The organism is Streptomyces katrae (assembly GCF_000717655.1).
Classification (GTDB): domain Bacteria; phylum Actinomycetota; class Actinomycetes; order Streptomycetales; family Streptomycetaceae; genus Streptomyces; species Streptomyces katrae_B.
Genome location: NZ_JNZY01000051.1, coordinates 17,180 through 34,120, shown reverse-complemented (window position 1 = coordinate 34,120; position 16,941 = coordinate 17,180). Strand labels below are relative to the sequence as shown.

The 16,941-nt window shown below is 67.3% G+C and carries 15 protein-coding genes and 2 pseudogenes; 4 read left to right on the top strand and 13 right to left on the bottom strand.

Translation table 11 applies throughout. The annotated features are described in order from the left end of the window. Nucleotides 1-1,443: 1,443 nt before the first annotated feature. Nucleotides 1,444-1,898, bottom strand: a pseudogene (locus tag IF09_RS47665) (class I SAM-dependent methyltransferase); the annotation flags it as partial. 160 nt (nt 1,899-2,058) lie between these two features. On the opposite strand from IF09_RS47665, the gene IF09_RS0135855 reads away from it, so the two are divergent. Next, a complete protein-coding gene (locus IF09_RS0135855) occupies nt 2,059-2,274 on the top strand; it encodes a helicase associated domain-containing protein (RefSeq protein WP_051833502.1) in 216 nt (71 codons plus the stop codon). A gap of 57 nt (nt 2,275-2,331) precedes the next feature. On the opposite strand, the gene IF09_RS0135850 is transcribed toward IF09_RS0135855, so the two are convergent. The 6 genes from IF09_RS0135850 to IF09_RS0135825 all read right to left on the bottom strand — a co-directional run bounded on the left by IF09_RS0135850 (nt 2,332) and on the right by IF09_RS0135825 (nt 7,049). Beyond that, nucleotides 2,332-4,263: a hypothetical protein gene (locus IF09_RS0135850; protein WP_030303143.1), complete on the bottom strand. Its 1,932-nt coding sequence runs from the start codon at nt 4,261-4,263 to the stop codon at nt 2,332-2,334. Beyond that, on the bottom strand, nt 4,260-4,781 hold the full coding sequence (locus tag IF09_RS0135845) for a hypothetical protein (RefSeq protein ID WP_030303141.1): 522 nt from the start codon (nt 4,779-4,781) through the stop codon (nt 4,260-4,262). Before IF09_RS0135845 ends, IF09_RS0135850 begins: the two co-directional genes overlap by 4 nt. A 22-nt stretch (nt 4,782-4,803) precedes the next feature. After that, nucleotides 4,804-5,493 carry a hypothetical protein gene (locus IF09_RS0135840; RefSeq protein WP_030303139.1) on the bottom strand — a complete coding sequence of 230 codons (690 nt, stop codon included), beginning with the start codon at nt 5,491-5,493 and terminating at the stop codon, nt 4,804-4,806. Nucleotides 5,494-5,594: 101 nt separating this feature from the next. Beyond that, a complete protein-coding gene (locus IF09_RS48145; protein WP_267882200.1) occupies nt 5,595-5,720 on the bottom strand; it encodes a hypothetical protein in 126 nt (41 codons plus the stop codon). Further along, nucleotides 5,717-5,974, bottom strand: a complete 258-nt coding sequence (locus IF09_RS0135830) for a dsDNA nuclease domain-containing protein (protein ID WP_078613669.1) — start codon at nt 5,972-5,974, stop codon at nt 5,717-5,719. The genes IF09_RS48145 and IF09_RS0135830 overlap by 4 nt, the downstream gene beginning before the upstream one ends. Nucleotides 5,975-6,386: 412 nt before the next feature. Beyond that, nucleotides 6,387-7,049 carry a helix-turn-helix domain-containing protein gene (locus IF09_RS0135825; RefSeq protein WP_030303135.1) on the bottom strand — a complete coding sequence of 221 codons (663 nt, stop codon included), beginning with the start codon at nt 7,047-7,049 and terminating at the stop codon, nt 6,387-6,389. A gap of 300 nt (nt 7,050-7,349) precedes the next feature. Between IF09_RS0135825 and IF09_RS0135820 the strand changes: the two genes are divergently transcribed. Both IF09_RS0135820 and IF09_RS0135815 read left to right on the top strand, forming a co-directional pair. Next, nucleotides 7,350-8,213: a hypothetical protein gene (locus tag IF09_RS0135820; RefSeq protein ID WP_158710152.1), complete on the top strand. Its 864-nt coding sequence runs from the start codon at nt 7,350-7,352 to the stop codon at nt 8,211-8,213. After that, on the top strand, nt 8,210-8,527 hold the full coding sequence (locus IF09_RS0135815; RefSeq protein ID WP_158710151.1) for a hypothetical protein: 318 nt from the start codon (nt 8,210-8,212) through the stop codon (nt 8,525-8,527). The genes IF09_RS0135820 and IF09_RS0135815 overlap by 4 nt, the downstream gene beginning before the upstream one ends. A gap of 237 nt (nt 8,528-8,764) precedes the next feature. On the opposite strand, the gene IF09_RS0135810 is transcribed toward IF09_RS0135815, so the two are convergent. The 5 genes and pseudogenes from IF09_RS0135810 to mobF all read right to left on the bottom strand — a co-directional run. Further along, nucleotides 8,765-9,601, bottom strand: a complete 837-nt coding sequence (locus IF09_RS0135810; protein ID WP_030303129.1) for a hypothetical protein — start codon at nt 9,599-9,601, stop codon at nt 8,765-8,767. A gap of 123 nt (nt 9,602-9,724) precedes the next feature. Beyond that, a complete protein-coding gene (locus tag IF09_RS0135805; RefSeq protein WP_037636960.1) occupies nt 9,725-11,116 on the bottom strand; it encodes a replication-relaxation family protein in 1,392 nt (463 codons plus the stop codon). A 701-nt stretch (nt 11,117-11,817) separates the two neighbouring features. Continuing rightward, nucleotides 11,818-13,071 (bottom strand): PIN domain-containing protein, encoded by a 1,254-nt coding sequence (locus IF09_RS0135800; RefSeq protein WP_030303125.1) that lies wholly within the window; start codon nt 13,069-13,071, stop codon nt 11,818-11,820. A gap of 405 nt (nt 13,072-13,476) precedes the next feature. Beyond that, entirely contained in the window at nt 13,477-14,118 is a 642-nt protein-coding gene (locus tag IF09_RS47660; protein WP_234321278.1) for a hypothetical protein, read from the bottom strand. A 328-nt stretch (nt 14,119-14,446) separates the two neighbouring features. Further along, nucleotides 14,447-15,379: pseudogene (gene mobF, locus IF09_RS48675) on the bottom strand (MobF family relaxase); the annotation flags it as partial. A gap of 433 nt (nt 15,380-15,812) precedes the next feature. Here mobF and IF09_RS0135780 point away from each other — a divergent pair. Beyond that, nucleotides 15,813-16,109, top strand: coding sequence for a hypothetical protein (locus IF09_RS0135780; RefSeq protein WP_030303119.1), 297 nt, complete (start codon nt 15,813-15,815; stop codon nt 16,107-16,109). A 219-nt stretch (nt 16,110-16,328) separates the two neighbouring features. Here the strand turns inward: IF09_RS0135780 and IF09_RS0135775 are convergent, their stop codons facing one another. Further along, complete coding sequence (locus IF09_RS0135775; RefSeq protein WP_030303118.1) at nt 16,329-16,736, bottom strand: hypothetical protein; 408 nt, start codon at nt 16,734-16,736, stop codon at nt 16,329-16,331. Nucleotides 16,737-16,941 lie beyond the last annotated feature (205 nt).

The window sequence follows — 16,941 nt, the reverse complement described above, 5'->3', positions numbered from 1 at the left end:
GCGCTCAGGAGAGAACCGCCTCGCTGCGCTCGACGAGGCTCGGCTTCGCCGAGCCAGGGCCGGCCCTTCGGGCTGGTGTCCTGCGCTTCGCTCCGGACAAGGTTCGGGGGTTCCGCTTCGCTCTCCCCCGAACGGCCCGCTCCGCGGGCCCGGGTGACCCCGTTTTCACCTGCGCTTCGCTCCGGAGCCGGAGAACCGGCTCGCTGCGCTCGGCGGGGCTCGGATTCACCAAGCCAGGACCGGCCCTTCGGGCCGGAATCTTACGCTGCGCTCCGAACAGCCCGCTACGCGGGCTGGGGTGACCCCGTTTCACGGGATCCGATCCTCCGTGTCACGGTCCCGATACTTCGCCGCAGGCAGTGACACGCCTCGCTGTGCGAGGCAGGGCCCGGCTTCGCCAACCCAAAACCCAGAGACTGGGCTCGCTTCGCTCGCCCCAAGCCGCTTCGGGGGCTGGACCCTCCGCTTCGCTCCGGGTCCGCGCTGCGCCAAGGAACCACTTCACTTCGCTCAGTGGGAGGACCCCTACCCTCAGGGCCGACCCCGAGGGTAGGGGTCCCTACGCTTCGCTTCGGACTGATTCCGTTCCGTTTCGCTTCACCGGGCACTGAACGGAGCGCTTCGCTTCACCCGCCCAGTGCCCAGGTCTTGCTCCGCTCCCCTGTCTAACGGGCCCGCCACTCACCTGCAGCTAGCCCGTCGGACAGAGCCCTGGAAACCTTCGTCGTGAGGCAGTACTTCAAGTATGGCGGAGCCGCGCCAACTCGCATGGTTCGGAATCTAGTTCGCTAGACCCCGGGATCCAGACGGAGTACCGATCCAGTAAAGCATCATCCTTTGCTCAGAGTTAACCACAGTTTGTATTGTACTTTTGACCCACAAAGTGGTCGATGCTTCCGGCCCAGGTAATACAGGAACCTGCACCGTACATGTAGACTGGTCCAGCATAAGTCTGATACCAGCCATCGTCTTGCTGTGTCTGCTTGTTCACCCATATCTTCGCGCTCATAGGTGCGGGATTCCCATAGTTTGGGTCCCTACTGCTGCGAACAGTCACAACACAGTTCATTCCATTTGAATTATTGTACGTCAGGTACACTATCGCATATCCGTGAGTACCCATAGAATTGACAACGCTGTACCCAGACCCGCATGCGCCGTTATAGGAGGCGTACTCATCGGCCGAGGCCGTCGGTGCAGTCGCGATATTAAGTCCTACGCTGGCGGCAACGAAAGTTGCCGCAGTCGCCATTTTCCGCATTTTGCTGGATATCAATTTGTCTCCATTTTTTTCAAATTATCGGATTGTCAACTATACATCACTGAAGCCGCGTTGGGCTGTGAGGCAGGTGAACCCACATGAACACCGGAGTGATGCACCACATCTCGCCGCCGCATGCAACTGACCGAAATTATCCCATTCGGATGACCCGAAGTGGACCGATCCGCTGCCTCGGTCGCGAAGAGCGAGACCAGGAACAGGTCCCCCGGTGTCAGGACACGCGCCTGTTCGGCGAGTAGCCCCAAGTGACGTATGAATCATCGAGTAGTGGGCCAGCGCCCCACCGAACGAGCCACCCTCGACCGGCAGGGCCTCCATGCGCGCCTCTTCGAACCGCAGCTCCGGATGGGCCCGCCGGGCGTGGTCGACCATGGCCGGGGAAAGGGCGAGCCCGAAGGCGTCCAACCCCCAGGTCGCTCAGCATGGCCGCCAGATGCCCGGACCCGCACCCGACATCGGCTACGCGCAGGTTCCCCGTACCACGCACCAGCTCGGCAAACGTGCCGAGCATCGCCCGCGAAAACGGCTGCGTCTCCAGCCGGCCGGCGAACAGCGACGCATACAACTCGACGACCCCGTCGTAGGCCGCCCTCGTCTCATCCTGATGCTCCCCCACGGGAAGGAAGCTAACATCCACGCATGCGCACGGCCCCCCGCGCCGACCACGCCGGTCAGGGACATAACCCACCCCCTGATTCAAAATAATCTGCAGATTCACTCTGGCGCCCAGGGCCCGGCCGCCCGGGGCCGGGTCTGGGTCGGCCAACAAGTGGGCCATGCACTACGCCGCCGCAGCCCAGTTCTTCGCCCGCGAGGGCCACCTCACGGTGCCCCGCAAGCACATCGAGACGATCACCACCGGCGACGGCCAGGCGCAGCGGGACGTGGCGCTGAAGCTCGGAACGTGGGTCGACAACCAGCGCCGCCGGGCCGGCACGCTGACGCCGGAGCGGGTCGAACTGCTTTCCAAGGTCGGGATGCGGTGGGCATAGCCGTACAACGCGCAGCGGGGCCGGACAGGGTGTTCCTGTCCGGCCCCGCTGCGGTCGTCAGGCGCCGGCTTCCTCTCCTGGCGGCGCGTCTGCAGGCTGCTCGTCACCGGGTTCGGCAGGGGGCATGGGGACGAGTCGGTCTGTGTCAGACAGCTCCAGCGGCCGGTGAATGCCCTCGATCGGAGGGGAGTCATTGTCGGTGACGATGATCTGCAGGCGGTCGACGTGTTCGGTGGCAGTGCGCAGGAGGCTGGCGTACATCTTGCGCAGGCGTTCAAGGTCGACGCCTTCGTGGCCGACGTTGCTGCTGATGCCGTCGATGATCAGGAGATTGGGCAAGGGGATGTCGGGGTCGTTGAGTGCCACGTGTTGGTGCGCAAGGACGTGGGCGACGTTGACCAGTACCTCGACGCCTTGCGATTGCAGGTCAGCGAAGGGGCGGCCGTCAACGACAGGCATGTACGTCTTCTTGTTGATGTAGGAGCCTGGCTCGCCGTCGAAGCGGGGTGCGTCGAAGCTGCGGAGGGCTGCTTCGAAGGCGTCGTCGAGTTTCCGCAGGCGTTCGCTGACGGCTTGGTTGCTGTGGCGGGTGGCGTCGATTTTGCTGTTGAGGTCTTCTTGCTCGCGTTCCAGTTCCGCAACGCGTTCGGCCTGTCCTGCTAGCCGGTCGTGGACGGCCAGGCCGTCGCCCAGGCGGGCGAGGTGCTCCTCGAGTCGGGCCTGCTGGGCGGCGACGCTTCGGATGCGGTCTGCCTGGTCGGTGATGTAGGTGGAAGTCGCTCGGTCCAGTTGGGCACCGAGTTCTGTCCGGTGCTGGGTCTGGGTAGCCAGGGCTGTCTGGAGTTGAGCGAGGCGGTGGCTGCTCCGGGCGATCAGTTCTTCGGTCTCTGTGACCTGCTCGATGACCCGGTCTTGTTCCGCGGCCAGAGAGGACGGCGCCGGCAGGTTGGGTGGGGCCTGGAGGCAGAGACGGCAGGTGTGCTCGTCTCCCCTGTCCGGTACACCGGCTCCGCAGCGGGGGCAGGTGTGGAACTCGAAGTCGTTGAGGAGGCGCTCGGCGACCAGGGCGCGGGTGAGTCGACGGCTCTGGGCGATGAGTTGTCCGTGGAGTTCACGGAGGTTGGTGATGGAGACGGCTTCGGCCTCGGTCGCCCCGGCGATCCGGGCGATCTCTGCTTCCGTCTGGGCGATCCGTTCGCGGAGCGTGACGGTGGTCGGCCCGGTCAGGTTGATGTTGCCGGTGAGGCTGACGTCGGCTTGGCGAGCGTGGGTGAGCTCTCGCTCGGTCTCCTGGCGTTCGACTTCCAGCTGGGCGCGGGAGGCGAAGGCGGTGCTCAGGAGGATCCGTTCCAGGGTGTTCGCATCTGCGGTGAGGGCTGCCAGTTCTGTGGTGACTTCGCGCAGGCGGTCGCGTAGGCCGGCTGCCTCGGGGTCGTAGAGGCCGTAGAGGATCTCGAAGACGTACTTGCGCTTGATGTTCTTGGAGTAGTTGTCCGGCGTTCCGAAGACGGAGGAGTCGATCTCCTTCTGCCTGAGGACGCAGTACATGAGGTAGTCGCTGATAGTGACGGGAACCAGGGGGCTCCTGTCGTCGTTGGGGGCGCGTGGGACGCGGAGTTGGGGCAGCTTCAGTACGTCGCGCCACCAGTCACGGAACGTCTCGTCGTACCCGGCTTGGAGCTGGCTGGCTGGCAGCCGCCAGACCTCCCGGCGGCCTTCGACTTCGGCGATCTCCACCATGGCGTTCGCTGTGGTGACCAGGGGGCGGACGATGCGGAATCGGCGATCTCCGACCAGCACGGTGCCGGCGATCGTCCGTCCGCGAAGCTCGGGGACGACGCTCACGTCTGCGCCCAGCAGGGCCCGAAGGCAGCTGACGGTGGCAGTCTTGCCGCCGCTCATGGAACCCACGATCGCGTTCATGCCGGGCTCGAAGCGGATCGTGCGGCTCGTGCCGACCAAGGTGATCTCTTCGATACGCAGTCTCATAGGTGGGTCCCCCAGTCCGCCTCGACGATGTCGGGGAACGTCTCGTAGATCAGGTTCTTCAAGGTGAGGCCGGTCAGGTTGAAGTACCGGCGCAACAGCACTGCCCGGTCGCGCACCGGGCGCCAACTCTCGCTTTCAGCGAGAGCACGCGCCACGTCATGCCCGGCCTGGGTAGTGCAGTAGGTCGCAACGGCGTCCTCGTGTTTGGGCTCGATGAGTCCTTTGCCTGTGAGGGCGCCGAGCAGCGCGTAATACGCGGGGTCCCAGGGCCCGTACCTGTAACGGATCATGCTCTGCTCAATCGTTCCGGTCAGCCACGGGTTCTCGCCGGCGTCGACGTTGGGCCGTCGAATAGCCATGAGTGTGTTGAAGCGGTCCGGGTAGCGCAGCAGGAAGTCAAGCTTGGCCAGCTTCATGCGCCCTTCGATGCCCTTGGCCGCCTTGGTTTCGGAGAACACATCGATGAGGAGCAGCAGGCGGGCTTGGGCATCGGCCGAAGGCGGCCTTGTGGGCGGCACGGCGGTTACGGGCGCGGTAGCGCTAGGAGGCATCTCGATCGCTCCCCCAGTCGAACTTGCACTCGTCCGAGATCGCGCATGCCCTGCCCATCAGCAGCACACCGTCCCGGGCGTAGAGGGGATGGCGGTCGTACGTGCCGGGGCTGGCATCGAGCATGCGCTGCAGCTCGTCGAAGATGGCGTCCGCGGGCTGGGGCTGGCCTCTGTAGGAGCGGCCGGTGCGGCGGGCCAGCAAGAGCAGACGCTGGTCGAGGTCGGTCTCGATGGCTTGATCGCCGGGCCAGGCTCCCAGGGCCAGCTCTTTGAAGCGGTGGCGCTCAGCGTGGGCCCGGAGCATCTGCGCCTCCTCGATGACCTCCCTGGAGGCCGCGCCCGCCCGGAGCTTGCGAACAAGCGCGGTCTCCGGGTCATGCAGTTGCTGGGAGAGGTCTTCCAGCAGAACGTGGTCCGGACGGGTCAGGCGCTGGCGTACGTCGGCAATCGCCGCCACAGCGAGGCGTTTGTTCAGCACGGCCGGGGGCGGATTGTCGAGGACCAGGAGCTCTGTCCACCGGGCCACGGGAAGACCTTGGGTGGCATCGCGGGTACGCCGAAGCAACTCGTCGTAGAGGGCGTCGATCATCGCCATGGTGAGCCCTGGGCCGAGATCGGCCAGGACCCGTGTGTTGCGCAGCTCGATGTCGCCACGCCGTGGCAGCGGCCTGATGCGCACCAGGGGAAGGAAGTCGGTGAGTTCCTCCTCCTTGACCTCCAGGTGCTTCGCGACCCGCTTGAGGCACGCCGCGTTGTCCCCGCCTTGCCCCTTCGACAGCGCTACGACTGCGTCGTCTGCTGGTCGAGATGGCCCTCGATGCCGGCAGTCAGTTGGTAGGTCAGGTCCTTGCCCACCACGGCCTTGTGCGTGCGCCACAGCCTCTTGAGGGGCTTCTTGGAGATCACGTCGGTGAGCGTCCAGGGCTCCACGGCATTTTGATCTGCTGGAAATCCCAGAACGCCCCACCGTCGACACACCGGGGATCGCCACCGCGGGCCACGACTATGTCCTCGATGTGCTCGCAGGTCACGTGGATGACCGATCCGCCGGCGAGCATCTCCAGGACCGCTTGCACGGCGATGTGTATCTGGTATTCGAACCGTCGCACCACGCCTGACCCTGTGTCATCCGGTGCTTCGATTTCAATCGGATCGGCCATCCGCCCCCCGTCTCGTTACTCCCCGAGCACGCAGCGTAGGCGGTCTGTGATCTCCAGTCGACTGGCGGGGTAATCCAGTCTGCTTTGCCCGCAGCAGAGCCGGAAGTACGTGAGCAAGCCACCGGCCTTCTTCCCGTCCCCGACCACTTTCTGCTTAGTGCTCGCGTTCGGCATGCAGGGCAGACAAACCGGGATGACGTCGTCGGGGTCTCGCCCACCGACCCAGTAGCGGCATATGCCCCATTTTCCAGCCGCCGCCGACAGTGGGGCGTGCCCAGGGTCGCCTTAAGCCGGATTGCTCGGCCTCCACGCAGTTCGGCTGGGCGCGGTGGCACGAAGCGGCCTGCTGCCTCGTTGGCGGGCTCACGGAGCTCGAAGCCAGGAAGCACAAGATGCTTCCTGGCGCAGCGCTCTACTGTCGCGTTGAGGCGTCCACGACGGCAGACTGCGCCTGCCAGCCCAGCCGGTAGGACAAGACGACGACCTGTAGCAGGACGGCCGGGTGCGGAAATTCCGCCGGCACTGCCGCCCAGGCCAACACGTAGGCGCGGTGGACCTGGTCGGCGACGGCCCGGGACCCGGCGGGCATCCAGCCGTCCTCTTCAGCCCGGCCGTATGTGTCGAGCTTGTCGGACCCCCAGCTCCCGGGGATCGTGCCGTACAGAGTGTGCGCGAGCCGCAAGGCCCCCGTCTGCACGACTGACCAGCTCCAGCCCAACGCACCCTTCGGGTCTGTCGCGACCAGCGCGCAGATGTCCTCCATGGGCCTCGCGCCCGGCAGGTCGGGAATGTCGGTGCGCATGGAGGTGAGCCAGACGGGCGCCTCGATGACGCTGGCGGTGCTGGTGCGGGCCTTGGCCTTGGCCCACTTCTCGCGGAGGCCGACCGAGTCGGCGTCGAGCGCGTCGGCCAGGGCGTTGACCACGTCCCAGGTCGGAAGGCGTCGGCCGCCGAAGGCGTCACTGATCGTCGTCTTGCCGAAGCCGGTCTCGTTCGCGAGCTTGCGCACCGCGGGTTCGCCGGCCCTTGTACGCAGGTGGCGCAGGTGGCGAGCAAAGTCCTCGGCGGCAGTCAACGGGGCCTCCAGGGCTGCGGGTTGGTGGCGTCCATCGTATGGCGCTGTGACCTGCTGTCCTGCGTTGTCCGGTACCTGTCCGGACAACGCCCGGAGTCGTTCCGAAGGCTGTCCGGACACGTTCGGGACACGGTTTCGTAGACCTCACGCGGCCTCAATTTCAAATGTCGCGTTGATTGCTCGCCGAATTCTTAGTGCAGTCGACGACTTGTCTGCATAGAGCGGGCGACCGGTTGCTATGACCAGCATCCGCTCCCTCACAAATTGAGGGCGGTTGCCTCACAAGGGAAGACTATGCAGGTGAGCATGACGGAGGGCTCGGGCTCCCAGATTCCGGGTAGCGCGGGCGGCCAGCTACCGCCCGAGATCCAGCAGGACATGGACCTCGTCGCCCGCGTGGTCGCGGCTGGGTTCCAGGGCAGGGAGTGGGAGCAGCTAGCGGACGAGCTGTACGTGTACGCCTACAAGACGCTGCACGTTGCGATGCGCCAGAGCTTCAAGCTCATGGCGTTGATCGCTCACTCGGAGACACCGCTGGTGCTGAGCAGCGAGGAGAGTTCGGCCCTGCACAGCAGCTTCGATGACCGGGCGGTCATCGCGACCATGACCATAGGCGAGGCCATGCGGACCTTGCCGAACGCGTTGAGGAAGGGGGGTTACGACCCGGCGGCCAACCCGGGCAAGGACAACAAGTACAAGGCGCTCGCGTCGTTCTTCGTCGGCCGGTGCGGGCTGGTCTTCCCTCGGGCGTTCTCTTACTGGCGTCGGGAGCGCACGGACAGGTTCGTGACGGCGGCCAATGAGCACAAGCGGGGGTGGATCCTGTCGGGCGTCCTGCGCCCGTCCTCCGTGGAGTCGGCGCTTTCGGTGGGCCCGGTACCCGACGACGTCATTGGGCTGTACTCCACCCTTACGGCCATGATCGATGACCTCAGGCCGCGCAACCGCGCGGTGTGGCGCATGACTCTGGAGGGCTGCTCCCGGGGTGAGGTCTCCGAGGCTCTCGGGATCAAGCTCGGCGACGTTGACAACGCGCTCTACACCTTCCGCAGCAAGGTCAAGGCGCTCCGGCGAGAGGGCAAGCTGGTCGTCCCGCCGGTAATCGAGGCCGAGTGGGAGCGCCGTCGGATCGTGGATGCGGCCGCGGACGGAGCGGGCCGGTGAGCACTCCTATGCAGCAGCCCGGGCTCCCCGCTCCCGCTCCGACGCCGCCCATGACCGGCCGTACCGGCAAGGTCGTGATGCTGAGCGGGGGCGCAGCGGCCGGCGTCCTCGCTCTGGTGGGTGCCCCGTGGTGGGCTGTGGCCGTGGTCGCCGTCGTCGGCATCGTGGTGCCGGGCATCGTCCTCCTGGCTCAGGAGGTGCTTCCCGCGGACTCCGAGCACAGGCGGGATGTGGTGATTGCCGTCCTGCGGTACCGGGACCGGCGTGCCGAGCGGAAGCAGAAGCGGCGCGACCAGCGGCGCCGAAGCGAGTAGAGCGCCCGGCATGGGCACAGCCCGCGCCCCCGGGGGAGAGGGGCGCGGGCCGCCGACCAGCTCGGCATACGCTCGGCCGGGCTTGGGGCCCGGCCGGGGATGGTCGCGGTCTTCGCCGTAGATCCGGCCGCGCAGCAGCTCGTCGTCCCTGTCCGTGGTCCACGATCGGGATGCGGTGGGCATAGCGATAGCTGTGCGGTGTCGGGGCTGTTGCTCTTTGGTTGGCAGCCCGTTCGGCTACTTGAGAGCGGCCCACGCAATGATCGCCGATGCGATCGCACCAGCAGCTCCGACGGCCGTCCAGATGACGTGGGTGCGGTGCCAGAAGGGCTGCATCGCCGGAGTCGTCACAGGTTCGTTAATGTTTGCGCTTGCTGTTGCGCCGCGCTCCGCGTGCGCCTTGGGCGCGTTGATGTTCACGGTCGCGTTGTCGCCGGCGCTGATGTTGAAGGCTCTCTCGGCAGCGTCGCCGATCTGAGCGGGATTGGGGTTCTGCTGGCCAGGGGGCATAGATGCTCTCACTTCTGCGACGAACTGGGTCAGGCGGGTTCTGATGTGGTCGAGGATGCCCTCGATGCTGGCGACAGCGACATCCCAGTGCAGAGAGGTGATCTCCGTATCTTCGTTGCCGGCCTCGCGCTGCTGCAGAGTCATCAGCAGGGCGTACTCCGCCGAGCCGGGAGGCGCGACAAAGACGGACTTCTCCGCGCGAGCGACGAGTCCTTCGAGTTCTTTGACGCCGTTGAGGATGGGGACCACCTCCCCGACGCCGCGCTCGCGGGCCGGTTCCGGCAACAGGTGCGGGCTGATCCGACGACCGTTGTACTGCGTGATCCCGCCGAAGTGGTGGACGTTCGCATTGATCTCAAGAGCCGCTGGCACTCTCCGGTACGCCGGTAGATCGTCGTCAGCGGCGTACCCCTCGAGCTCCTTGAGCGCCCAGGTTCGCAGCTCCTCATGGTGGGCGTAGCCGCCCAGCAGCAGGCAGCGGCGCAACGCAGAGGCCAGCGAAGTCTTATCGTCCAGGAGAGCGCCCTCAAGCTGCTCCAGCCCTCGGACGTCCGGTGGGGTCACGGCGACCAGTGTGCCCGGTAAGCATCCCGGAGGACGACCCTTTGTCGTGCACCGCCGCCAGCAGGGCTTGCCCAGGGTCGCCTTAGGCATGCCCACGCTGTCGCTGGGAGGCTTGCCCAGACGTCACTGGGCTTGCCCAGGGCGGAGGCGGGAGCGCCAGCCGCGGGCCTTCTCAGCCGTCTCGGCGGCCTCCTGCTCCAGTCGGTCACGCTCGGCCTGGTCCGCGGCCGCGACGGTCTTGTCCTCGCACGGCTCGCACAGCGTCGGGTGCCACCGGCTGCCCGGCGTCGGAGAGAGGCGGGTGGTCTGCCATCGGTCGTTGTCGAACTTCGTCCCGCAGCCGGCGCAGGCAGGGCGGGCGGCCTCATGCTCGGTCCTCTTCTGCTCGGCCGCGCGGCGCAGCTGCTCCTGGTACTCCTCCTGCTGTGCTCGCGCCCGCTCCGCTCGGCTGGCGAGGACGACATCGCGGCGGGGGTTGCCGATCGCGTCGCGCAGTGGCTGCATGTGGGTACGGCCGAAGCGGAGGAAGATCGGGCCGTTGGGTCCGTGCTCGCGTAGGTTGCGCAGTCCGGTCGCGATGATCGGTATCTTCCGGTCGTAGCTGCTGAATCCGTCGGCCGGCTCGCCCGCCCACAGCGGCCGGGTCAGCTCCTGCAACCTGGGGACGGTGCGGTTGGGGTCGCGGGCGCCGATGTGGTTGAAGACGATCAGCACGGGCGGGTGCGGGGCCTCCCCTCGCTCCGCGACGCGGGCCATCCAGCGGGTGCGCCACATCGGCTTGTCCTTGCCGTCGGTGTCCTTGATCTGCCGCTTGAAAAACCTGGAGTACTTCAACAGCTTCGCCGCGATCTCCTCGGCACTCTCGTGGCAGTTGTCGACCTCGATGAACAACAGCGGGATCTGGTCCTGCGGGGCGGTGAGCACGATGTCGGCCTGGGCGCCGCCCTTTCCGGGCGCGCCCCACGTGCCGGTGGCGGGCAGCGGGACCTCGGTCGCGTACGAGGCGATCGTGCCGACACCGGCCGGGGCGTCGACGGCGGCCTGCGCGGCCGCCTTCGCTTCCGTCGGCTCCGCGGTGAGCAGCCGGAGGTCGGGCTTGGGACGGAGCATCGCGATGACGGTCTCGTTGACGGCCATGGGGTGGGTGGCCCCGCTGGAGCCCGCGCCGCGAGCGGTGGAGCCCATCTCCGACAGGGGGCGCCCGAGCTCGTAGGAGGCGGCCTCCAGGCCCTTGGTGGTCAGGTTGCGCAGCGACTCCCCCGCCCGGGTGGTGCCGCCGTTCTCGGCGAGACCATGCTTGCGCAGATCCGAGAGCGCACCCGCGTGCGAGGCGGTACGGGCGGTCTTCCGCTCGGAGGCGGTCGCCTTCGTCGTGTGCCGGTAGGTCAGGTGCGGTGAGGCGATCCGCTGGATCTGGTCGGCCGTGGCCACCTTCAGCACCCCGAGCACGCGCAACACATCGCCCCGCAAATCGTTCGAGGATCCCGCCGGATTCGTCAGCCGCTTGCCTGCCATCAGCTCCACCCCTTCGCCGCTCGCAACCAGTTGCACCGGTCGGCCGGAAGCCGGACCTGGCTGGTCGTGGAGGGCGCCGGGCCCCCCTGTAACCCGATGATCTCCTCCCATACGGACAACAAGAGGGGAGAAGAGGGGTGTGACGACGCGGTTTTCACGCTGATTCGCGTGCTGACCTGCATGTTTGCCACCCCGCCGGGTGTCGGGCACCCAAGTGGGTACCGAAGGAGGTACTGAAGTGCCCCCTCAAGGAGCCCACTTCGGCTTGCCCAACCAGTGCGGGGCTTGCCCGCGACCAGCTCAGCGCCAGGCGGGGCCGGCGGGCGCGTGCCGTCTGCCGGGTGGCAGTGGATCGTCGCCATCGTCGTGTCTCCTTCTCGTCATTCACCGCCCCACACCGGGGCCGAGGAGGGAGAGCGTGCAGGGGGACCCCTTGACCGGCGTCTAACGGTCGCCCGTCGCAGGGCCGGTCAAGGGGCGATGTGGCGTTCGCGGCCGTGCGGTCGACTGGTCAAGGCGGGCCAGCGGGCGGAGCCAGCGTCGAGTGGGACGCTGGTCATGGGGTCCGGTAAGGCCCCTTGACCGCAGGGTTTGTCCGTTCCCGAGGGGAGGAAAAATCTCCGGGGCCCTCGCCACAGCCCGAGGGCTGGACCTGTTGGAGAGTCGTCACGTTGGACCAGCCGAAAAAGCGGGCGTGTCAGCTACGTCGGGTCAGGAACATCGTTAGGACGACCATCCCGCCGCTGATCAGGCAAGAAGCTGTCCTGCGCAACGCTCAGGGAATCAGGCGACGCTGACCTCAGCGCGCCAACGATATCGGGGTACCGATCACCACCATGCCTGAGCACGTTGCGGATCGCCAGGTTGACGATCTCGGCCTCCAGCCGACTGACCTGGACGCGTGGAACCTCGTGGGAGTGGTCAAGCGCAGGCAGGTGGGGCACGTCCTCCTGCGTGACCGTCTCGCCACGTTGGGGCCGCGTGATCGTGATGCCTTCCTCTGGCGCACCTGGGCGCAGCATGACTCTGGTCTGCCAGGAAAGGTTGATGGTCCGCCCCTCGCTGTAAGGCTCGATGTGCCCGGCGAGCAGCCATCGGGCTGTAGCAGTGCACCACGTTTGCCCGTTGATCTCATGTGCCCGGACGTCTCTTACTTCCCCGAGTGCGACCGCTGGCCCACAATCAGCCGGCCAACCCAGGAAAGTGAACGTCAGTTGAGTTGTAGCCGACTCGCTTGGGAGGACCACCCCTTCGAACCTCCGCCGCCCGGCCTCGTCGCGCGCGGCCTCGGAGACACTGCGCAGTACGTGCTCCGCGCAGAGTGCCTCCTTGACGGTCTCCTCGTCGATGGTCACCGGGCTGGCGAACTTCGTCAGCACATCAGTGAGTGACGTGTAGCGCACGAATCGGCCACCCAGGCGAGCGAGATCCTGCGCCATCTGGTCGGGAAGCGAGTCAGCAGTTCCGAAGTCGCCATCAGCCGTCACGAAGTAGACGCTCTGGCCGGGGTTGTCCCTCGCATACTCGACTGCCGTCAGCCAGATAGCGGCGTCCCGGGCGCCGGTCTTGTGGCCGTCTTTGCCGATGGCCTTGCACGGCGCAAGGAGGTTCGCTTCCCGAAAGAGCGCCTGCTGATACGCCTGCGGGCTGGTCTGAAGAATATGAACGATCTCCGCGTATCGGTCGCGCCAGTGGCTACGTACCTCTTCAGGCTGAGCCCGCCTCGGATGGGACACAGTCTCCCAAGGTGTGGCCTTGTCCAAGGTGTCCAGCTCGGTGGCGACACGGTCGTACTTCTCCGCGTAGCGCAGTGCCTCCTGGGCTGCGATCTCTTCAACAGCTATCCACGGTGCAGCGATCTCCTCCACCCCCGAGGCGCGAATCGCCCGAAGAAGTTCGGCCTCCAGACCGCGCAGCGACACACTCTTGAGGATGTTCGCATCCAAGATGATCAATGTCTGCTCCTTCCCATGCCTGAGGCAAAGAGTCGCAGCAAGTCCGTCATCGGGGTGGCGGTTTACCGCTCCGCCTCAACGCAGGGGGTTATGGGTCGGTCAAGGGGACAGCGCTGCGCGTACAGGCAACGGATTGAGCGGTGACCCGCCGAAGAGGTCCTGAATGGTCATTTCGGACTCGTCGGCATGACTTCAGAGCTGCGGCACAGGCCCGACATCGAGCAAGGGCCTGTCGGGTTCCAGCAGCCACCCCTCGCTGCTTCCGACCCTGACCTCCGCCGTCTACGACCCCACGCGGAGGCACCAGTGACCGACCCGCGGCCACCTTCGGGCCTTCAATGGCCCCGGCTCGGAACGAGCGGCTTTGCGCACTGTGGCTTCGCCCCGGCGGGCATCAAGGGCGCTTCAGTGTCCGGCCTGCTGGCCGCGGTGCGGTACGGGCTCCGGCGGGCGGTGCACCTGCTGGCCGTCCCGGCGCACCGGGCACACCGGGTCGGCGTCGTCCTGTTCGGCGTAGCGAATGGCGCGGGTGCGGGAGTCGTCGGCCGCCTTGGTGAACGCGTCCTGAAGGTGGCGCAGCCGCTCGGCAGTGAGGTCGAGGGCTTCGACGTCGGTGCGGGACTCCCGGAGGGCTCGTAGCGCCGTCATGTCGATCGCCCCGCTGCGTCCGGCCTCCGGCTCCTGGTCGTCGTCCTCGTCCTCGGGGTCGGCGCCCGGGGGCGCGAGCAGCTGCTCGTACATCGCGGCCTGCTGGTGCGCGACGACGTCGTACGCCCTGCCCCGCACGCGGGTGGCGGTGGTGGTGCGCAGCTTCTCCCGCACCACCACACCGGCGAGGACAGCTCGCTCGTACTGCGGCGGGATGCGGGGTATTTCCCACTCCCCCGTGTCCTGGCCCGGGGGCCGGGGTGCAGCCGGCTCGCCGGGATCGGCCGGGGGTTGGCGGTCCGGGCCGGGTGCGGGAGTGGGTGGGCGGCGCCGGGCGGGGAGGTCGGACAGGTCCCAGCGGGCGGTGTAGAGGCGGTAGCCGGCCTCCAGACCGCGCACGGTCTTCGGCTCGCTGATGTCCAGGCAATAGGTGGAGATGGCGGCGGCCGCGCAGGACGAGGGCGAGGTGGCGGCGGGCTTCGGCGAGCAGGTGCCGGCGGTGGAAGCGGCCGCCTTCGTTCATCACGAACACGGTCGCGGCGACGTCGACGGCCGCCAGGGGGACGTCGACCACGGCGGCGACCCGGGCCCGGATCGCGGCAGCCGCGGCGCGGGCGTGCTCGAGGAGGGAGTTGATGACGTCGACGGCCGCCCCGGAGGTGAGGATCGCGCTCGTCTTCCACCAGACGCGCAGCTGCGCGAGCGGCCGGGTCTTTTGCTTGGGCGGGCGGGTCTTGCGGGCGGCGATCTGGTTCAGCTTGGCGCGGGCCCGCTCGGAGACCACGGGCAGGAACTTCGGCTCGCCGTCGTCGTCGACGGCGGTGACGTACTCGTGCTCCAGCTCTGCCAGGCAGGCGGTGATCTGGTCGCTGCGCCGGGAGGTCCAGCGGATCAGTTCGTGCGGTACCCCGGCGATCTCCATCACCGGCCGGCGTCCCAGGGTGACGGTGCGCGGCTCGGTCGCCAGCCCCAGTGTCTCGCAGACCTCCGCGGCCACGAGCTCGTTGTAGAGCGCGGAGGCGGCGACGGTGTTCTCGTGCAGGGCCAGGGTGTGGATCGAGCCCCACTTGCCGTCCAGGCGCTGCCCCTTCACGGAGAGCAGCAGATGGTCATGGAGCAGCGGCATCCCCGACCGTGCTTCGTAGTGGCGGAAGCGGGCGGCGACCAGACCGCCGGGCGGCCGCACCCGGTAGATGCCGTCCTTGCCGTAGCGGATCACCGCCACCTCGTCCTCGATCCACTCCAGCACCCGCTCGATCGCCCGCTCGTGCGCGGCCTCGATCACCCGCCAGGTCTCCTCATCCCCCAGCGCCCACAGGAGGTAGATCGTCGGCTGCGGCCGGAAGACGAAGTCGACACCGGTGACCATCACCTGGCGTCCGAGGGCGCCAGCTTTGAACGCCTTCTTCGGGGAGGCGCCCTGGGCGAGCAGGTCGGCCTCGATCCGGTCCGCGTACGGGTGCCTGCCCCGCTCGCCGAAGAGGTTCCGCAGCTGCGCCTCGGTTACGTCCTTCCCCGGCGCAAGGCCAAGCGCGGCCAGGCCCCGGCCCATCCATCGCCCAGCCGGGACACCGGCTTGCTCCTGGGCGGCGCGCAGCGGCGTGCGAGCCGGGCGGCGGCCGTCGCCGACGACGGTCTGCCGCAGGTAGTAGCGGTACATCTGACCGGCCCGGACGACCCTGATATCCACTGTCATGCAGACCACGCCACACGGCTCTGACCTGCAATAAAAGGCCGATCGGCGGGACGTCCCGCCAGGCGGGAGCAGCGGCCGAACTTTCTTCCCGAGTGCCCGCCAGGCGGGAAGCGGCGCCGGCCCCGGCAGCGAATGTCATCGCTCTCCGGTCCTCCCTCCAACACCCCAGTGACTCACCACTCCGGTCACCAGTCACCGGGGCGCACTCACCGGTGAGTCACCACTCCACTCACCACTCACCGGGGCGCACTCACCGGCGCCTCACCACACCGAACCCCACCGAACGCGATCGATGACGGCCAAGCACACCAGTGACCCGAGTCCACCGCACACGCCCTTCCGTCCCCCGCCCTCCGGCACCACGCTGGGGGGCTTCGTGCTTCCTGGAGGAGACTTCGTGCCGACCTTCGAGACGCTCTCCCGCTTCACCGCCGACCTCCAGCACCTCACCCCCGCCCAGCGCTGGCGCTTCCGCCGCGTCGTTCTGGAATCATTCGTGCCCGACCTGCGCACCGGCTGGCTCTTCCGGCCCGGCTTACGCGTGAAGGGGGTGCGGATCGCTCCCGGGGTCTACGAGCTCATCCGGGCACCGGACGGGCGCGCCACGTGGTCATACGGCCGTGAGCTGCGCGGCGGCGAGCGGCACATCGTGTGGTGCGGCATCGGCACCCACGAGATTCGCATCGGGCCCTGACCGGCCGGGACCCCGTCGGGCCATCGATGCCACGGCCGGTGCATCTCACCAGCCAGGTCCTTGCCGGGTCGGACAGCTGGGGGCGGCCCATGACAAGTGCGCTGCGCGCAGGTTCTCGCCGGTACGGTGATCTGCACGGGGTTCAGGGCGGCTGTGCTGATGCCTTCACGGTGGTCTGGTGACCAGAGGCGGCCTTCTGGTGTCCACGCAGAGGGAGTCTCAGCTTTGTGGCCGCACGCCGGACCCGTCGCTGTGGGCCAGGCGGGCGAGGACCTTGGCGTACACCATGGTTGCCGCTGCGGTGACAGTCGCTATGGACGCCAGCGCGAGGATGCCCATCAGCGCGGGCCACTGCCGCAGCTCGTCGCTTCGGCAGATTCTGTCCTGAGGCGACGGGTCGCTTAGCGGGCTCTGGCACACAGCGTGGGTCCCCTTGTATGAGGATGCCTCGGGGCCGTAATCGGCGACCATCAGGAAGATGAAGCACCCCCAGACCAGCATGGCGAGGAGCATCCAGACGATCGACCACCCCTCGATGCGGCGCGCGTCCCGGGCCCTCTTCTCAGCCCTCTCTGGTGCGGTGCCTTCAAGAACCGACACTTCCAGAGCCGTCTCATCGGCTTCCATTTGTCCCCCTGCTCTCAATTAACGATCATCAGTTCATCACAGCCTGATTGCGCACCCTGGACTGACGTCCCCGGAAGTCGTTGCCGGACCTGCGTCTTTGCGATGGGGAGCACAGCTCGGCAAACGCGAGGCAAGCAGGGGACCGCCGCCTCACGGACCGGAGGGATGTATGGGCTGTGGCACGCGGGTAGAACGTGCTCCATCG

Bases quoted from the DNA above. Each gene is read 5' to 3' on its own strand.
- IF09_RS0135855 (WP_051833502.1), top strand. From the start codon at position 2,059: ATGCACTACGCCGCCGCAGCCCAGTTCTTCGCCCGCGAGGGCCACCTC.
- IF09_RS0135850 (WP_030303143.1), bottom strand. From the start codon at position 4,263: ATGAGACTGCGTATCGAAGAGATCACCTTGGTCGGCACGAGCCGCACG.
- IF09_RS0135830 (WP_078613669.1), bottom strand. From the start codon at position 5,974: ATGGCCGATCCGATTGAAATCGAAGCACCGGATGACACAGGGTCAGGC.
- IF09_RS0135805 (WP_037636960.1), bottom strand. From the start codon at position 11,116: ATGGCAGGCAAGCGGCTGACGAATCCGGCGGGATCCTCGAACGATTTG.
- IF09_RS0135775 (WP_030303118.1), bottom strand. From the start codon at position 16,736: ATGGAAGCCGATGAGACGGCTCTGGAAGTGTCGGTTCTTGAAGGCACC.